Annotated in this window: 17 protein-coding genes; 10 read left to right on the top strand and 7 right to left on the bottom strand. The window is 57.3% G+C overall.

Annotated elements, in window-relative coordinates; genetic code table 11:
* Window positions 1-84: 84 nt before the first annotated feature.
* Together GN112_RS22180 and GN112_RS22175 are read left to right on the top strand one after the other, a co-directional pair.
* Complete coding sequence (locus GN112_RS22180) at window positions 85-738, top strand: lactate utilization protein (RefSeq protein WP_155312213.1); 654 nt, start codon at window positions 85-87, stop codon at window positions 736-738.
* Between the two features lie 12 nt (window positions 739-750).
* Entirely contained in the window at window positions 751-1,041 is a 291-nt protein-coding gene (locus GN112_RS22175; RefSeq protein ID WP_155312212.1) for a hypothetical protein, read from the top strand.
* Window positions 1,042-1,085: 44 nt separating this feature from the next.
* On the opposite strand, the gene GN112_RS22170 is transcribed toward GN112_RS22175, so the two are convergent.
* The 6 genes from GN112_RS22170 to GN112_RS34915 are packed head-to-tail and all read right to left on the bottom strand — an operon-like array spanning window position 1,086 to window position 6,658.
* Window positions 1,086-2,276, bottom strand: a complete 1,191-nt coding sequence (locus tag GN112_RS22170) for a mechanosensitive ion channel family protein (RefSeq protein WP_197743373.1) — start codon at window positions 2,274-2,276, stop codon at window positions 1,086-1,088.
* Window positions 2,277-2,288: 12 nt separating this feature from the next.
* Window positions 2,289-3,092 carry an alpha/beta fold hydrolase gene (locus GN112_RS22165; protein WP_197743372.1) on the bottom strand — a complete coding sequence of 268 codons (804 nt, stop codon included), beginning with the start codon at window positions 3,090-3,092 and terminating at the stop codon, window positions 2,289-2,291.
* A complete protein-coding gene (locus GN112_RS22160) occupies window positions 3,077-3,448 on the bottom strand; it encodes a YdbL family probable chaperone protein (protein WP_197743371.1) in 372 nt (123 codons plus the stop codon). Before GN112_RS22160 ends, GN112_RS22165 begins: the two co-directional genes overlap by 16 nt.
* Window positions 3,449-3,508: 60 nt before the next feature.
* Window positions 3,509-3,721, bottom strand: coding sequence for a YnbE family lipoprotein (locus GN112_RS22155; protein ID WP_155312211.1), 213 nt, complete (start codon window positions 3,719-3,721; stop codon window positions 3,509-3,511).
* A gap of 39 nt (window positions 3,722-3,760) precedes the next feature.
* Window positions 3,761-6,517: an intermembrane phospholipid transport protein YdbH family protein gene (locus GN112_RS22150; protein ID WP_162459068.1), complete on the bottom strand. Its 2,757-nt coding sequence runs from the start codon at window positions 6,515-6,517 to the stop codon at window positions 3,761-3,763.
* A 12-nt stretch (window positions 6,518-6,529) separates the two neighbouring features.
* Entirely contained in the window at window positions 6,530-6,658 is a 129-nt protein-coding gene (locus GN112_RS34915; RefSeq protein ID WP_269434950.1) for a hypothetical protein, read from the bottom strand.
* A gap of 178 nt (window positions 6,659-6,836) precedes the next feature.
* On the opposite strand from GN112_RS34915, the gene GN112_RS22145 reads away from it, so the two are divergent.
* The 3 genes from GN112_RS22145 to GN112_RS22135 are packed head-to-tail and all read left to right on the top strand — an operon-like array spanning window position 6,837 to window position 9,297.
* On the top strand, window positions 6,837-7,526 hold the full coding sequence (locus GN112_RS22145; protein ID WP_155312209.1) for an ATP-binding cassette domain-containing protein: 690 nt from the start codon (window positions 6,837-6,839) through the stop codon (window positions 7,524-7,526).
* On the top strand, window positions 7,516-8,265 hold the full coding sequence (locus GN112_RS22140) for an ABC transporter permease (protein ID WP_155312208.1): 750 nt from the start codon (window positions 7,516-7,518) through the stop codon (window positions 8,263-8,265). Before GN112_RS22145 ends, GN112_RS22140 begins: the two co-directional genes overlap by 11 nt.
* A gap of 27 nt (window positions 8,266-8,292) precedes the next feature.
* Window positions 8,293-9,297, top strand: coding sequence for an ABC transporter substrate-binding protein (locus GN112_RS22135; protein WP_155312207.1), 1,005 nt, complete (start codon window positions 8,293-8,295; stop codon window positions 9,295-9,297).
* A gap of 12 nt (window positions 9,298-9,309) precedes the next feature.
* Here the strand turns inward: GN112_RS22135 and GN112_RS22130 are convergent, their stop codons facing one another.
* Window positions 9,310-10,041 carry a hypothetical protein gene (locus GN112_RS22130; RefSeq protein ID WP_155312206.1) on the bottom strand — a complete coding sequence of 244 codons (732 nt, stop codon included), beginning with the start codon at window positions 10,039-10,041 and terminating at the stop codon, window positions 9,310-9,312.
* Window positions 10,042-10,244: 203 nt separating this feature from the next.
* On the opposite strand from GN112_RS22130, the gene GN112_RS22125 reads away from it, so the two are divergent.
* The 5 genes from GN112_RS22125 (at window position 10,245) to GN112_RS22105 (ending at window position 16,367) form a co-directional block, all read left to right on the top strand.
* A complete protein-coding gene (locus GN112_RS22125) occupies window positions 10,245-10,652 on the top strand; it encodes an NFACT RNA binding domain-containing protein (protein WP_179955472.1) in 408 nt (135 codons plus the stop codon).
* Window positions 10,653-10,758: 106 nt separating this feature from the next.
* Window positions 10,759-11,286 carry a gamma carbonic anhydrase family protein gene (locus tag GN112_RS22120; RefSeq protein WP_155312205.1) on the top strand — a complete coding sequence of 176 codons (528 nt, stop codon included), beginning with the start codon at window positions 10,759-10,761 and terminating at the stop codon, window positions 11,284-11,286.
* 478 nt (window positions 11,287-11,764) lie between these two features.
* Window positions 11,765-13,633: a FapA family protein gene (locus tag GN112_RS22115; RefSeq protein ID WP_155312204.1), complete on the top strand. Its 1,869-nt coding sequence runs from the start codon at window positions 11,765-11,767 to the stop codon at window positions 13,631-13,633.
* 335 nt (window positions 13,634-13,968) lie between these two features.
* Window positions 13,969-14,238 (top strand): HU family DNA-binding protein, encoded by a 270-nt coding sequence (locus GN112_RS22110; RefSeq protein ID WP_155312203.1) that lies wholly within the window; start codon window positions 13,969-13,971, stop codon window positions 14,236-14,238.
* A gap of 224 nt (window positions 14,239-14,462) precedes the next feature.
* Window positions 14,463-16,367, top strand: coding sequence for a ribonuclease catalytic domain-containing protein (locus tag GN112_RS22105; RefSeq protein ID WP_231717092.1), 1,905 nt, complete (start codon window positions 14,463-14,465; stop codon window positions 16,365-16,367).
* Window positions 16,368-16,661: the final 294 nt, after the last annotated feature.

Below are 16,661 nucleotides of genomic sequence, written 5' to 3'. Positions count from 1 at the left end.
AGGGATACAAACCGGCATCGCAAAGGCGACGGGCAATACACCATTGTCCAAGTTGCCGGAAGTAACCAATCGAAGGAGACAGGCATGGACAATCCCATTCCAACATACTGGACCATTCGGCTTCAACGCGTCAAAAAGGCACTCGACGCCAACAACTTTGATGTCTATATTGCCGACAACAAGGATATGGCCAAAAAGCTCGCCTATGACACCATCATCCCGGCCATGGCGCCCAAAACCATCTCCTGGGGCGGCTCCATAACCTTTGTGGGCACCCGGCTTTATGAAGCCTTGAAAAATGACCCCCGCTACACGGTGCTGGACACTTACGACAAGGGCCTTTCGCCTGAGCAGAGCGTCCAGCTGAGGCGGGAAGCCCTGCTGGCGGACCTTTTTATCAGCGGTACCAACGCGGTCACCGAGACCGGCCATCTGGTCAATCTGGACATGATCGGCAACCGGGTGGCGGCCCTGACCTTCGGGCCCAAACATGTCCTCCTTTTCATCGGCCGCAACAAACTGGTGGCTGATCAGGCGGCCGCCATGGCGCGGATCAAAAACTACGCCGCACCGGTCAACGTGATGCGGCTGGAAAAGAAAAGCCCCTGCGGCAAAACCGGCCGCTGCGAGAACTGCAGCAGCCCTGACCGCATCTGCAACACCTGGACGATTACCGAGAAAAGCTTTCCCAAGCAGCGCATTAAAATTGTGTTGATCAATGAAGACATGGGGTTTTAAGGAGCCATCGACATGACCATCGAAGCGAATACTTGGCTGTACGTCGCCATCCAGAAAAACGGTCCCGAGGAAAAAATCGTCGGCCAGACCGATGCCGAGCATGGCATCTCTTTCATTCCCGCCTTCCTGGACAAGGAGACGGCCCAGCAGGCCATGTTCCACCTGCACCTGGAGAAAAAAAGCAAATACGAGATCCATGCCATCATTTACGACGACCTGGCCCGTTACGCCGTAGAAGGCGGGTTTGTGATTTTCGTGCTGGATGAAGACGGAAAGGTGACCGAGCGTCTGCCCGCCGTTTAGCCGCGCCTGGGATCGACCGGTATCGGAAGCCGGCCGCGCAAGTCTTACCTAGCCGCCCCAACATCTTTCGGCGGGGGAGTACTCAGGCCACGTTCGTTCTCAGGCACGAACACCTCGGGCGTTTCCGGGGGCAGCGTCTCCACATAGATCGATTGGCTGGGAAAGGCGAATGCCGCACCGGCCGTTTCGACGATGCGCTTGATCTCACAGGCCAGGGCCTCCTTGATGGCCAGCCACTCCCCCCACGCGGTGGTCCGGGTAAAACAGTAAACCATGATATCGATGGACGAATCGCTGAAGCGGTCAATGCGCACAAAGGTGGGAACCGCCGGTGTGGTGTCAAAGGCGTCGGTCCGGCGCAGGTAATCCTCGATACCGTCCCGGATGGTCCGCAGCTGGTCCACCGTGGTACGGTATTCCACCCCGATCACCCAATAGATCCGCCGGTGGCTCATGCGGCTGTAATTGATCAGGGAGTTGTCGGATAATTTGGCGTTGGGCACATAGACCGGCGCCTTGTCAAACTGTCGGATCAATGTGGACCGGAAGCCGATGGTCTCCACCGTGCCCTCCACCTCTCCGCCCACTTTGATCCAGTCGCCGGGATTGAACCGCTTTTCGGCAATGATCAGCATGCCGGCAATCAGGTTTTTAAACAAATCCTGGGCCCCCAGGGCCACAGCCACCCCGAACAGGCCCAGACCGGCGATGATCGGCCCGATACGGATGCCCCAGACCTCCAGGATGGTGGCGGCACCGATGAACATCAGGGCCACATTGATGGCCTTGATCAGCCAGTCCACCATGGACGCGGTGAAATATTTCTCCAGCTGTCGCAGCACCAGCGACAGGGGCGGCACCAGGTTTCGAAAAGCCCAGAAGATCACCCAGACGATCAGCGAACGCACCAGGCGGTCGGCAAAAAGCTTCAGGCCGCCGGACAGCCCCAGGTAGTCAACGGCAAAATAGACCCCCACGACCACGGGGATAAACGCCATGGGCCGTTCCAGCACGGCCATGGCTTCGTCGTCCAGGCGCGTGCGGGTCCGGCCGGCCAGTCCTTTCAGGCGGCCGATGACGATACGCACAAACAGACCCCGCACCAGCACGGCCACGAGCACGATGCCCAGGGCCACGAAAATACGACCCAGGCTGGTCTCCAGCAGCCCCTTCTCCCAGACATCCACCACCAGCAGCCAGAATTGTTCGATCATTTCGCGCAGTTTTTCCATCATCGCTTCATTCGTTTAGAAAAGGCTTCGCACGAATTCACCCACCGTGGCCAGCACGGCGTCCTTTTTCTCCAGATGGGGAGCGTGCCCGCAGTCGGGAATCATCGCCACCTGCACGGCACTGCCGGTCTTCTGCCGGATCGAGTCAACCTGGGCCCGGGTACCGTACGGATCCTTTTCCCCCTGGATGGCCAGTACGGGCACACCGATACCCGGTAGGAACGCCTCGATGTTCCAGTGCCGGAAATCCGGGTGCAGCCAGACATCGTTCCAGCCCCAGAAGGCACAATCCGTATTGTCACCGTGATAGGCGGCCAGGCGCGCCTTCAGGTCTCCCTCAAGGTATCGCACACGGGCATCGGCGATGGATTCGCAGGTGAGCGCTTCGCAGAACACGTGGGCCGCCAGGGTCACCACACCCTTCAGGCCCGGCGTAGCGACCCAGCCGGCATGAATCAGGGCGATGGAGCCGCCGTCGGAGTGGCCCACCAGAATGTGCTCGCCGATACCGGTCTGCCGGATCACCGCCGGCAGGACGCTGAGCCCCTCATGGTGCATGAAATCGATGGGTCGCGGCAACGCGCAGGGATCGGAACGGCCGTATCCCAGGCGACTGTAAATCAGCACGCCACAGCCGGTGGCGGCGGCCAGCCGGGCCGGGAAATCCCGCCACAGGGCAACGCAGCCCAACCCTTCGTGAAGAAAAATCAGGGTGGGGGCAGACGGCGCAGCCGGTTCGATCCATACACCCTCCAGGCGCTCACCCCTTTCCGGCAAAACAATGTCCAGCGGCAGCGCTAGGGCTATTTCTGAATCCACTTGCCGCCTGCATTCTGAATCCACTCGCCGGGTTTGGCTTTTTCGGCAATCTGCAGGGCCCGACGCTGGCCGACCAGATCGGCCGTGGTGCCCTGCTGCTTGGCGATGGCATCGTAGACCCGTTTGCGGTCCTGGTTCTCCGCATCCACCAGGGCCTGTTGCTGCTGTTTGCCGCCCACAAAGGCGAGATATCCCTGGTTGTCTTCGCCGATGACGCCGGCCGCCTTGAGTTTGATGATTTCCGGCAGGCGCTCTTTCATGCGGTCTTTAATGCCGCCGCCGAAAGCCACTGCCGCAAAAAGCAGAACTGCCGCGGCCGCCAACACCGCCAATCGCCAATCGCGCATCTGATTCATGGTCCATAGTCCTTTCATGCCAAAAACAAAACTGTGACAGTCTTTTGTTTATCAAAATGGTTATTCGGCCTGTTTGATTTCCTGGGCGGTTTCGTCGATGTCGCCGAAGAAATCATCCAGCGCCCGATCCACCTTGACGTTCACGTCGATGGTAATGTGGATGGGTTTGATCTCCACCGGTTTGACCTCCACTTCATGGTGGGTGGCACAGCCCGACATTCCCAAAAAGGCCAGCGATATGGCCAGAAATAATAACGACGCCGCTTTGAACATACAAATTCTCCTTGATGGTGTGGCCAACGTCCAAACGGGTTACTGGATCATGTTGACGATATCTTTATACTGTAAAAGCTGGTTCAGGGGAAGGCGCAGGTTGACGTCCAGCCCGATCCCCTGAAAGACCGATCCCTGTCCGCCGGCCTCCACGCGCACAAAGCTGCCGATCTCCTTTTTGTAGACAAACGGCAGCGGATGGGCCGGCTTGCCGTCGAACTGCAGGCGCATGACAAAATCCTCACCCTCGGAGACCAGACCGAGTTTGGCCCAGTTGTAGGCGTAATCCTTGAGCGCTTCCCGGGCCAGCTCCACCTGGGCGAACTGCGGCGTTCCGGCCGGAATGCCGCGGGTGAGAATATCGGTTCCGGTCAGCTGAATCTGACCGCCTTCACCGGGTGTGGAAAAAAGGAAGCCGTCGTCAAAACAGACCTTGCCGTCGCGGTAGGCGATGGGAATCCGCCCGTTGAGGGTGCCCGTGCCCTTGGCGTTCACCGCCCCCAGCTGTTCAAGGATGCGGGACAGCGCCAGCCGCTGGCAATAGAGGCTGGCCACGTAATCCTGGCGACCGGCGGTGATGCGCAGGGATCCGGTGTCCACCTTGCCGTCGCACCAGGAAAAACGCCCCTTTTCAACAAAAAAAGTCTTTGCCGATTCCACCTGAACATCAAAGCTGCCGCCGTCCACCACAATGGCGCCCATGGACGCCCGGGCAAAATGGATCGTCTGGGCCGGCGCCGAGCGGATACGCGGCAGGTCCGGAAAATTCAGGGCGGCCTGAATCCCCGATAGCGCAATCTTCTTTTCCTCCATGCGCAACCCGCCGTCGACCAGGGTAAGATCCAGTACGCCGGTCAACTGGCCACCCGTGATCGACGCCGTGGCCCGGGCCGATACCCCACCGGAAACGGCCACGCCGGCAGCCGCCGGAACAAAACGTCCCAGGTCGGTGTCGGCCGGCAATGCATAAACCGGCAAATTCACGGTCAGGTCGACATCGCCGACCCCTTCGCCGACCGTACGGACCGTGCTGTGAAGCGTGGCGGCCAGGCCCGGCAGCAGGTCACTGGACAGATCGGCGGCCACGGCAAATGTATCGGCTTTGGGGACGATTCGCCCCTTGAGCGCCCCCAGGGTTCGCTGGTGCTGCAGAATGCGCGCGATGGAAAAGGTTCCCGCCTTGGCGCGGGTTCCGGCGGCACGGTTCAGGGGCAGATCCAACCGTATCCCCTTCATCCGCAGACCGCTGGCCGGATGGTCGAGGCGGCCATCGCCGATGTGCAGACGGGCGGCCATGGGGAGACCGACGCTGTCGGATGACACCGACCGGGCCGACAGTTCCAGCTTGGCCAGCCTGCCGGAAAAACCCGCCCCGTCCAGGGTCAGCTCGGGCAGTTGAACCGTTGCCTCGGCCTTCTGGATGGCAGGCGCGGCACCCAACAAAAACTGCAGCGATCCCTGGCCAGATAGCGATGGCAGCCGGATCCTGTTTTTGTGGGCGGAAGCCCGGATGGACGTCAGGTTCAGGGACCAGCGGGCCTCTCCCTGGTCCCCGTCGCCACCGGCGGTCAGATTGAACACCGGCGGATCGGCAGCAACGCTCACCGGGCCGACAGTCAATGCCACTGGCGCAGATTCGCCTGTTTTGGTGGTATTACCCGACGTCAGACGGGCTGTCCACCCGCCAGTCATGGTTTGGACCACTTCAAAGTCGAGGTTCAAGGGCAGCCGATCGGCCAGGGAGACCGGCAACGCGCCCGCGACGGTAAACGGCAGGACCGCCAGCCGTGCATCACCGGTCACGGCCCGGCGGTCATCGTCAAACACGAGCCGGGCAGCCACCGCTGACAGGGCCAGCGATGCCGGTTGCCGCATCAGCAGGCCGGCAGTACTCATCTGCCAGGTCGCCGCATCGGCCGACTCGACCGAAACCACCGCGGCATCATCGCCCGTGGGTGCAAAAAGAATGTCACCGTAGGCCATCCTGCCGTCGTGCCAGACCATTTTGGCCCGGACACCGCGGATGGATAGTGGCGCCCAGTCCACAGTGGTCTTTGCGCTTATGCTGACCCGGCCGGTGAGATCCAGGTCGGGAATGCGGTGGATCAGATCGGCAAAGGCATCCAGAAAAAGGTTTTGCCCCTCGAAGGTGATGTCCGCCGTATGCCCGGCGAGGTCCACCCGGGCGGAGACGGCCAGCGGCTGGTCACGGGGAAACAGGCGCAAGCTGAGATCGGCAGCGGTCAGCCCGGTCCCGTGCGGAAAAAGATCCAGCGCAAAGGGAATCCGGACCTGGGCGTCGCCCAGGGCGAGGTTGATCCGTCCACTTTGAATTTCCAGCTTCTCCAGCGTGATCTCCGGAATGGCAGTGGCCTCGCCGGTGGCCGGTGAGGCGGCCGTCCTGTCGTCCGTCATGGCGGCCATGTCAAATCCGGGGAAAACGATGCCCTCGGGTGCCAGGCGGGCATTGATCACCACATCGCTGACCACAATCCGGCGAATCTTCTTGTGGCGCAGTTCGCCGGGGGTGTAGGCCAAGGTAATGGCGCCGATGGAAAGGGCCGGCTGCTCGGCAGGACCGAAAACAAACGGTCCGGCGGTGGTCCGGTAGGGCCCGATGGACGAAATCCGTGCATTGAAATGGGTAAACCCCAGGCGCCGGATCTGGTCGCCGGGTAAAAAATTGCTCACCAGCGTCGGCAGGTAGAGATACCCGGCCATCAGCAGCACGGCCAATACGGCCAACACCACCACCCCAACCGGAAGCACCGTCCGCCAAAGGCGTTTGCCTGCCATCAAACCGGCCATCTATCCGTCACGGCGCCGGGCAGCAACGATCGCCCTGGCCCGTTCGTGACCCAGGTCGGCGGCCCGCTGAAACGCGTCCATGGCCCCGGCGGCATCACCGGTTTGTTCACTGAAACTGTCCTCGGACATGGCTGTCTCCTTCGGCTGCCGACACCGATTAACCGTCAAACACAATTGAGATTAGCGCTGGAAAATTTCAATTCTAAATGATATTGACCAGATAGATTTGTGTCAAACAAAAATCCGCAACCACCTTAGGTACCCGAGGCGGTTTCAAAAGCAGGGAGAATTCGTTCCAAGCTGGCCAATGATCGCATGTCATGACATCACGTTTTGTTATCCGGGCGCCGAGACTCCGCTCTTCGAGGGACTCACCATCGAGATCGACCGGCCGGGTTTCCACGCCCTTTTCGGCCCTTCCGGCGTTGGCAAAACCACCCTGGCAAAAATTATTTCAGGTGATATCGATACCTTTTCTGGCCAGGTCTCACTGTCCACGGCAAAACCCTGCCTTTACACCTTCAACCGTGAACGCCTGCCCGGCTGGTCACCCGTGGGCAGGCATCTTGAAAAGACCACCCCGGCCGGTCGCGGCCCCCTGCGCGATGAGCTGATTGAGCATTTCGGTCTCTCCCCGCTCATGGGCCTGCGTTTTTCGCAACTCTCCATGGGGCAATGCAACCGGGTCAACCTACTGCGCTACCTGCTGCAGGATTTTGACATCCTGATCATGGACGAAAGCCTGGCCAATGTGGACGATCCCACCCGCCAGACGATTCTGTATCGAATCAAGGCGCTCTTTCCGGAAACGATATTCCTCTATATCTCTCACAACGTTGTGGAGGTGGCACGCTTTTGCGACCGGATCATTGTCTGCCGCGGCGCCCACCGCGCCCCCCAGGTCGATCAGATCCGCGGCCAGAACCATCGGGCCGACCAGCCCCTGGACAAGGAGGCCATGGAGCACGCCATGCTGGAGATCATGAATGCTGCATAGACGCATCTATCAGTTTCTCATCGTCTATGGGCTGGGGATCGGCCTGCTGTTCGGTATCAAAATGACCCTGGGACTCTCCGATTACGTCATCCCGGGGCCGGCTGGGGTCTGGCATACCGCCAAGGCGGAATTTGTGCGTTACATCGGCGATGTCCTGGACACCTTTTTCGTGGCCGTCGTCGGCCAGGTGCTGTCCATCCTCATGGCCCTGACCGTGGGGGTGGTCGGACGCCGGGCAACCTGGTTCGGCTCGTTCATCAAGGTGGCCGCGTACAATGTTCAGGCTTACCCCATCGTGGCCATCGCACCGATTCTGTTTATCCTGCTGGGCGACGGTTTTCTCACCCGCCTGGTGATTGCCGCCATGATCTGCTATTTCCCATTGCTGCTCTCCATTATCGGCATCATGGGCGAACCGGTGAGCGACATCGAGCATTTCTACCGCGTCACCGGTCGGCTGCGCTGGCAGCTGGAGGTCAAGATCCGGGCCTTCGAAAATCTCAACAAGCTGACCACGGTGGTCTCGGGCAGCGCCACCCTGGCCATGGCCGGCACCATTGTCGCCGAATTCATCGCCGCCAATGCCGGCATCGGCTACAGCATCCGCATTGCACTCTACCAGAGTGATCTGTCCAAAATTCTGGTGGCCCTGTTCATCATCGGCATCACCCTCTCCTTTTACCAGGGAATTCTGGAATTGATCGGAGCCGGGGTGAAACGCGCCTGGGCCGCCGGCTAACCCGTTGATCTGCTGGAAGGAAAAACCATGCATTCACATTGCGCCCTCTATCGTCTTGCCATCTGGACCCTGCTGCTGATCATCGGCGGCAGCATTCCCACCGCCGGAACCGCAACGGCCGGGGAACCGATCGCCTATCGCCTCAAATGGCTGATCAACGCCAGTACCGCCGGGGATGTGGTCGCCCGGCAGCAGGGCTTCTTCGAGCGAGCGGGCCTGGAGGTTGAGGTCAAGGCCGGTGGGCCGGAACGGGATGCGATCCGGGAACTGGAGCTGGGCTATGCCCAGTTCGGCGTGGCCTCGGCCGATCAGGTCATCCGGGCGCTGGCCAAGGGGGCGTCGGTGGTGGTGGTGGCCCAGCTGTTTCAGGTCAATCCCCTGCAATGGATCTACCGGGCGGCGGATTTTTCCCTGACCAAGGTCGAGGATCTGGCCGGTCATACGGTGGGCATCACCTATGGCGGCAATGACGAAACCATCATGCGCGCCCTGTTGGCATCCGCCGGCATGGATGCCGGCCAGGTCAAACTGGCCAGTGTGCGCTACGACTACACCCCATTTTTCCAAAAACAGGTCGCCGTCTGGCCGGTCTATCGCAACACCCAGGGTATTTTTCTGGCGGACAAGCTCAAGGCCGGCGGCGAGACTGTGGCCTTTTTCGATCCGTCCCGCTACGGGGTCCGTTTCGTGGCCAACAGTGTGGTGACATCCCGGAAAATGCTCGACCAGCACCCGGAAACCGTTCTTCAATTCACCCGTGCCCTTTTGGACGGATGGCAGGCCGCCATGGACCCGGCCAATGAAGAGGCCACCATTACCGCCGTGGCCGAACACGACCGGGACACCGCAGACGAGGTCATGCGACGCCAGTTGGCCGTTACCCGTCAGATGATCCAGCCCGATCCATCGATCCCCATCGGCCATATCGACACGGCCGCCTGGCAGCAAACCGAAACGATCATGCTCAATCAGAAGCTGATCGACAAACCGGTATCGGTGATCAGCCGGCTTCACCCGCAATCGGGCAGCTGATCGGCCCTCGACCTATTCGGGATACAGCGCCGCGATTTCGTTTTGCAGGGTCCGGGATCGCATCCATAGATAGCCTGTTCCGGAAGCCTCGTCATAGGTAAGAAACCGGTCGGTGGTCGCATCCGACCACCGATAGCGGTCAAGATTCGACGCCTCGTGTCGCCCCTGACCGTATCGGCGAACGGCTTCGGCCTTTAAAGCCGTAAAATCGAGGTAATTGCTGACCTCAACGAGAATGGTGAAAAGTCTGCCTCGCCAGAACCCGTAAAAAATATTGTCCACACTGGCCCGGCCGAAACGGGCAGCTCGTTGCGGCCGGGAATACTGATTGACCCCGCCGTAAGCCGGATCCGTCTCCACCAGGACCAGGCCCCTGATCTGCGACGGTGGCTGTCCCCATTTCAGTTCGATAAAACCGGCATCCCCGCCGGGGGCGGGTATGTCGCCCCCCTGATCTTCGGCCGTGCCGCGGGATGGCAGTTGAAGATCGGGAAGTGCAGGAACAGCCACCGTTGGCGCGGCGGGCTTTGCCGATACGGGCGCATGAATCATGCGTTCCACCTGGTCCTCGGCGACACTCACCTGGCGTCCGCCTTTATAGAAATACACCTGCCCGTTTTCCGTCCAGGTTTTTTGGGTCTCAAACATCTCACCCGACTTGAGGATAAGAATGTCTGCGGCGGCCGGACCGGTAACGGCCAGCAGGGCGACAGCGGTAAAAAAAATCAACGATCGACCAAGCATGCCTGTTCCAATCCAGTCAATAGGAATCCCATCTGATGAGCATTTACTCACAGTATTTAATACCAAACGCAACCTGTTTCACCCGATGCACCGCGTCCCGGCCATCTCAATGATCACGAAAAAGCTTTGAATTTGTGTTCGCAATAGCATAGGTTACTCCTTTTATCGGCCCAAGGGAGGTCAACTTTACCGAGGAGACTGTTTTGAGAAAAAAGCCCGCACGGTCGGACCCACCGGCCCCGCCGCGGGTCTGGGAATATCGCCTGCCCGGCGGTTTCCGCGTGATGGCGGGCAAAACCGATGCGGACAACGACCGTCTCAGCCTGAAGGTGGCCGGTGCCAATGACTGGTGGTTCCATGTGCGTGGCATGCCCGGCAGCCATGTGGTATTGGTGATCGAAAAAGACCGGCCGCCCGACCGGGAAACCCTTAACCGGGCGGCCGCCATTGCCGCCTACCACAGCAAGGCCCGCACCGGTGGCGTGGTTGCCGTTTCCGGGACCCTGGCCTGCCATGTAACCAAACCCAGGGGGGCGAAACCCGGTAGCGTACAGATCCGTAAAGAGCGGATTTTTAAAGTCCGACCGGCGATACCCGACACCGCCGCCTGACCGGACAGCCCCGTGAGTCCTCCCGGTCCTGGGAATAAGGGGCAGCCAGAACCGTGATGGACCCGCCAAACGACGTATTTCAGACAAATTCGTAGAAAGGAAAGGCATGCTGTATCAATTTGATGGACGACGGCCACAAATCGGGAAAACGACCTATATCAGCGAACTGGCTCAAATTATCGGTGATGTCGTTATCGGCGAAAACTGTTACATCGGTCATGGTGCCATTCTTCGTGGCGATTACGGCCGGATCGTTATCGGCAATGAAACGGCGGTGGAGGAAGGGGTAATCATTCACGCACCACCTGATGATACGCAAACCATCGGGCGTCGGGTGACCATGGGCCACGGTGCAATCCTGCATGCCAAGTCCATTGGCGATCTGGCCGTTATTGGCATGGGAGCGATCGTCAGCCTCTTCAGCCAGGTCGGTGAGGGCAGCATTGTGGCCGAAGGCAGCGTGGTCAAATCAAATCAGGCAATTCCCGACAATGTCGTTGCGGCCGGAAACCCAGCCAGGGTCGTGAGACCGATCAATGACCGCGATGAGGCCATGTGGACTTACGGAAAGCAGCTTTATGTCGACCTTGCCGCCAAGTACCTCAGCCTGGGAATGACACCGGTATCGCGCTGATCCATTTCCCACGCCGCAAAGTACATAACGATGGGGTCCTGAAAAATACAAAGGGGTGAAGCGGCATGAAGATCAATCCAACCAATTCCAACATGAATTCAACAACCATCGACAACGCCATTCTCGGCAAGCGCACGGTCCAGTACCCGCCGCCGCTTCACACGTTGTCTGTAAGCAAAATAAATGCCGATTCTCCAAGCACGTTTAGAAACGACAATTTTCCTTTTAATATCAGACCAATATAAAAGTTTCGTCCTATTTCAGATGTATCCCTGTTCATCGGCAATATGAAATAAAATACCTATTTCCGCAGGAATTCATGTTACATTAACACGATATACGCTTTTCGGATCTTCCAACCCAGCCGGGGGCTAAAGTTTTCAGTTGGGAATCCGATTCTAAATCCAGCTTACGATTGAGGTGTAACACGGGTTCTACCGCATCCGCAAAACAGATCTGTGATATCGGGAAAACGGCCATGACTGCAGAAGAAGCGAAACGCAACCATTTTGGTGTAATTGCCGTAGAGATGAACATGGTGGACCAAAGTAACGTGGACCGGGCGGTGGTCGTCCAGGCGCGGATTTTTGAAAAAGCCAATGTGAATATGCCCATCGGCGAAATTCTGATCGAAATGGGTGTCCTTACGCCTGACCAGCGTGATGAAATTCTCCAGATGCAAAAGGAGATCGACGGTGCGGGGGACGGGGCCGAGGCCACCGGCAAAACGCCGAAAAAAAAGCGTCCCGACGGTGCGCCCCAAAAGATGCCGGCCCCCCTTGAAATCCGCATCGCCAAAGACAAATTGACAGCCACCGTTTATCTCAAGGTCGCCCCCCCGATTACCACCCTTGAGGTGAAGGATGTAAAAATCATGCTGCATAACATGGGCATTCTTCACGGGATTGCCGATGAGAAAGAAATAGAGGCACTGCTTGCCGGCGAACTGGGGGTCAATGAGGAGTGGGCCATCGCGTCCGGCACCCCTCCGGTGCCCGATGCGCCTCCGCAAATCGAATACCACTTTGACACGGATCCGATGAAAATCGGCACGTTGACCGAAGATGGCCTGATGGACTGGAAAAATCGCGGTCAACTGCCCCAGGTAAAGGAGGGAGCGTTACTCGCCGAGAAAATACCAGGCCCCAAAGGAAAGGAGGGCATGGATATCTATGGAAAGCAGATACCGGTTCCCAAAGCCCGCGAATACCGTTTCAGATGCGGAAAAGGTGCCCGACGATCAGAAGATGGCATGCAGGTCCATGCCAGTCTTTCAGGCATGCCCAAGCTGTCCCCCAGTGGCGAACTCGCCGTAATGCCGACGCTCCACATCCAAGGGGACATCTCGCTTGAAACCGGGCATGTAGAATTTGACGGCCATATCGAAGTCGAGGGCACCATCGAGAAGGATTACCGGGTAAAAGGCGGCAGCCTGCGGGCCAAGGAGATTCAGGAGGCCGAGATCGACATCGATGGGGATGTCTTTGCCGAAAACGGCATCTTTGGGGCCACCATCTGCTGCAACGGAAATCTGAAGGCCGGTCATATCAAAAGTACCGACATCATTGCCACTGGCGACATCGCCGTGGAAAGGGAAATCATCGAATCTTTCATTGAAGCCAACGGGCGCTGTCTGATCAACGACGGCACCATTATCGCATCGACCATTTCCGCAAAAATGGGAATTATCACCATGGATATCGGTACGGAAGCGGCACGACCCAGCGAGCTGACGGTCGGTATTGATCGTCAACTGGAACGGGAAGCCGACGCCATCAAAGCAGAAATTCAGGGGCTCAAAACGGAGCAGGAAAAACTGACCGAGCGGGTTGACGGACTCAACGACCACTCCGATGAGATCAATACCCATCTGGGAGAGGTGGCCCAGGAGCAGGACAGATACATGGTTCAACGCCGCCGCCTGCAGAAAAAAATCAAGGACGTGGGCTTGAAGCAGGGAAAGGAGACCCTGCAAAAATTGAAAAACACCCTCCAGGAGCTGAAATCCAAACAGTCCGCCCTTGACACCGAAGTGGCCCGACTCATGGAGGAGGATGATACCGTCAAACTGGAAATTGCCGATACGGAAAAGACGGTTGCAGAAATATTAGCGGATATCGGTGAGTTAAACGAACGGCTCGACAAAATCAATGAAGCGCAGAAAACCAGTACCGGCCTGGCCATTGTCAAGATCGCCGGAACGGTCTTTTCGGGGACCAAAGTTACTGGGCCACATGCCAAAACCGTGCTTCAGGAGGACTTCAAGCGGCTGTCCATTGCCGAAACGGACAATCCGGACCAGGATGGGGCCAGGCGCTGGCGATTTGAACTGGCGCCTTTCCGGTAGGCTGTTTCGCTGACGGCGGTCTTAATTACGTTCTTTCCCGCCTGACAGCGAGAGCCGAGCGTTGCCATATCACTTTCAACCCATTGTATTATTGATAAATTTATACCTACGCGACTGCTTCCTGGAACTTATTGCGCCTAACGCTGAAATACTCTTTCCAACACTCGCTTTTTCACTGACGGGACGGCCGGCTGACCCGCATTGGACACGCCGGGAGCAGTTTTCACCGGACTCGCCAAATCCTTATAATCTCTTGACGGACAGGGCAATTGCAGTTATAGGTGGCCACCTTAACCGGCCTTATGGGAATCCATTTAAATGAAGGAGAATGAACGATGAATAAAGGTGATTTGGTTAACGAAGTAGCAAAACTGGTTTCAACCAAAAAGCAGGCCCAGGAAGTGATCGATTGCGTCTTCGGTGCTGTCGTCGATGCACTGAAAAGCAACGATACGGTTCAAATTGCCGGTTTTGGCAGTTTCAAAACCGCCAAGCGCGAAGCCCGCACCGGGCGAAATCCCCAAACCGGTGCCGAAATCAAGATTGAGGCCAGAATAGTCCCGAAATTCGTCCCCGCAAAAGCGCTTAAGGATGCGGTAAACTAACGTACATTACCACTCATCCATTTGCACAAGGCAGGGCCAAGCGCTCTGCCTTTTTGTTACTTAGGCTGGCGGAATTATTTCTTTCCCCAGCCTTATCCGTCATGCGTTGACTTTCATCAGGAGGGTTGTTAATACCATTCGCTATGGAATCAGGTGAAATTGTAGAATATATTGATGACCAAAAAATCATTTGCGCCGTTGTGATGGAAGGTGGCAACCAGCGGTTGCAACTGCTAACGGAAAACAATCGGGAAGTAAAAATCGCGTTTCAACGGCTGTGTCATCGATCCAAAATGCGTCTGGACCTGTCATTGGGCCGCAACCGACTGGTGGAACATCTGAGGGCAATTGCCGAAAAGCGAATCGCCCTCGCCGACCAGATCGATATTGCCGAACTTTGGGATGTGCTGAGCCCGGAGCCAGGTTGGATCGACCTGAATACCATGACCGGCCTCTGCTTTCCGACCGATATGGATGATGACCATGAATCCGGTGTCATCCGGGCAATGTTTAAAAGCCGTCATCATTTTAAATTCAAGCCGGATCGCTTCCGACCCTATACCGAAGAAGAGCTGGCCGCCATCATTGCCCTTGAAGAGAAGGCGGCCCGCCAGCAGCGGCTCATCGCGTCCGGCGCCGCCTGGATCAACGCTGTTCGCTCAGGCTCGATGGATTCCCGGCCGGAGCGGCACCAGGAGCTTTCGGAAATATTTAAATCCTATTTTCTGTTTGAGAAAGACAGCCCCCATTGTGAAACGGCCAGGGCGATCATGAAAAACGCCGAACTGAAGGCCATTGACGGACTTTTCAACCATCTGGTGGCAGTGGGAGAATGGTGTGTGGATGAGAACGTGGATCTTTTGCGTTACCATATTCCCACCGATTTTTCAGCGGGAGCCCTTGACCTGGCCCAATCCATATCAACGCTATCCGACGACGCCCTGAGGAAAACCGGACGGGTGGATCTGACCCACCTGCCGACCCTCACGATCGACGGCCAGTCAACCCTAGACTTTGACGATGCCCTGAGCATAGAAATCCGAAATGACCATCTTCTCGTGGGCATCCACATCTCCGATGTGGCCCAGTTCATCAAAAAGGGCGATCGTTTGGATCAGGAAGCCCTCTCCCGCGGCAGTTCCATCTATCTGCCCGACAACCGGATCAGCATGGCACCACCCGTGCTCGCGGAAAACCGACTGAGCCTGAAAAAGGGGCATATCCGGCCAGCCATCAGCACCATGGTGAAGGTCAGCCGTACCGGCGACATCATCAGTTACGACATATTCCCTTCCATCATTCGCGTCGATCACCAACTCAGCTATTTTGAAGCCAACATGAGCGCCGACACCAGTGACGCCATCGAACGGCTCCACGATATCGCCATCCGGTTCAGGGAAAAACGGTTGAGCCAGGGCGCCATCCAGATCATCCTTCCGGAGATCAACGTCTGGCTGGATGAAACCGGCGTTCCCATGGTCAATCGGGTGAACCGGGAAAGTCCCGGACGGATGCTGATCGCCGAAATGATGATTCTGTCCAACTGGCTGTCGGCAAAATTCCTGGCAGAAAATGATATCCCGGCAATTTTCAGATCCCAACCGAAACCCAAAAGCCGAATTCTCAAAAACGGCACCGGCACCCTGTTTCAGAACTGGATGCAACGCAAACAACTCAACCGTTTTGTCCTCAGCCCAACGCCCGACCATCATTGCGGACTGGGCCTGGACGCCTATGTGACCGCCAGTTCCCCCATCCGCAAATACTTTGATCTGGTCACCCAACGCCAGTTACGGGCGGGCCTGGGGCTCGAAGCCCCCTATTCCAAAACTGAAATCGAAGCGATTATCGAGCAACTGGCCCGCCCCATGGCGGATGTGGGCCGGATTCAATTCCGCAGAAACCGTTACTGGCTGCTCAAGTACCTTGAGGGGCGCATCGGAGAAAAGGAAGAAGCCATTGTTTTGCAGCGGCGGCGCAACGCATACGCCGTTTTGCTGAAAAGCTACATGATCGAGTGCAACCTGCCCCAATCCAGCGGTATCGATTTGAAACCCGAGGACCTGGTCCAGGTCACCATCCAGCATGTCAATGCCCGCAATAATATTCTTTCCGTATTCATGGGGTAAGTGTTTACGGATCAAGGCGGCGGATCTCCAGACCGCCGGAGGCGCCGTTTCGTCCGCTGATGCCATCCACAGCTGATTTGCATGATTTTTATCGCGTTCAACCCAGATGGTTATTTTTTACAACCCCATAAACTTTTTTTGGGTTAGAAAATTATGCGTCAGGCGCGTTGACTTTTGGCGTTATGGAATTAGCATTGTTTAATTTTATTTGATAAAAGAATTTTTCATTCACCTCTTTTCGCCAATCTTACGGTTAGTCCAAATCAAACATATCGGGATTTTTTCCTTGTCTTA

Origin of the sequence: Desulfosarcina ovata subsp. ovata, assembly GCF_009689005.1 — a bacterium.
Classification (GTDB): domain Bacteria; phylum Desulfobacterota; class Desulfobacteria; order Desulfobacterales; family Desulfosarcinaceae; genus Desulfosarcina; species Desulfosarcina ovata.
This window is presented reverse-complemented; position numbering and strand designations above follow the sequence as displayed.

Coding starts and splice junctions, on each gene's coding strand:
- GN112_RS22180 (WP_155312213.1), top strand. CDS start 85: ATGGACAATCCCATTCCAACATACTGGACCATTCGGCTTCAACGCGTC.
- GN112_RS22175 (WP_155312212.1), top strand. CDS start 751: ATGACCATCGAAGCGAATACTTGGCTGTACGTCGCCATCCAGAAAAAC.
- GN112_RS22170 (WP_197743373.1), bottom strand. CDS start 2,276: ATGATGGAAAAACTGCGCGAAATGATCGAACAATTCTGGCTGCTGGTG.
- GN112_RS22160 (WP_197743371.1), bottom strand. CDS start 3,448: ATGAATCAGATGCGCGATTGGCGATTGGCGGTGTTGGCGGCCGCGGCA.
- GN112_RS22155 (WP_155312211.1), bottom strand. CDS start 3,721: ATGTTCAAAGCGGCGTCGTTATTATTTCTGGCCATATCGCTGGCCTTT.
- GN112_RS22150 (WP_162459068.1), bottom strand. CDS start 6,517: ATGGCAGGCAAACGCCTTTGGCGGACGGTGCTTCCGGTTGGGGTGGTG.
- GN112_RS34915 (WP_269434950.1), bottom strand. CDS start 6,658: ATGTCCGAGGACAGTTTCAGTGAACAAACCGGTGATGCCGCCGGGGCC.
- GN112_RS22145 (WP_155312209.1), top strand. CDS start 6,837: ATGATCGCATGTCATGACATCACGTTTTGTTATCCGGGCGCCGAGACT.
- GN112_RS22140 (WP_155312208.1), top strand. CDS start 7,516: ATGCTGCATAGACGCATCTATCAGTTTCTCATCGTCTATGGGCTGGGG.
- GN112_RS22135 (WP_155312207.1), top strand. CDS start 8,293: ATGCATTCACATTGCGCCCTCTATCGTCTTGCCATCTGGACCCTGCTG.
- GN112_RS22130 (WP_155312206.1), bottom strand. CDS start 10,041: ATGCTTGGTCGATCGTTGATTTTTTTTACCGCTGTCGCCCTGCTGGCC.
- GN112_RS22120 (WP_155312205.1), top strand. CDS start 10,759: ATGCTGTATCAATTTGATGGACGACGGCCACAAATCGGGAAAACGACC.
- GN112_RS22115 (WP_155312204.1), top strand. CDS start 11,765: ATGACTGCAGAAGAAGCGAAACGCAACCATTTTGGTGTAATTGCCGTA.
- GN112_RS22110 (WP_155312203.1), top strand. CDS start 13,969: ATGAATAAAGGTGATTTGGTTAACGAAGTAGCAAAACTGGTTTCAACC.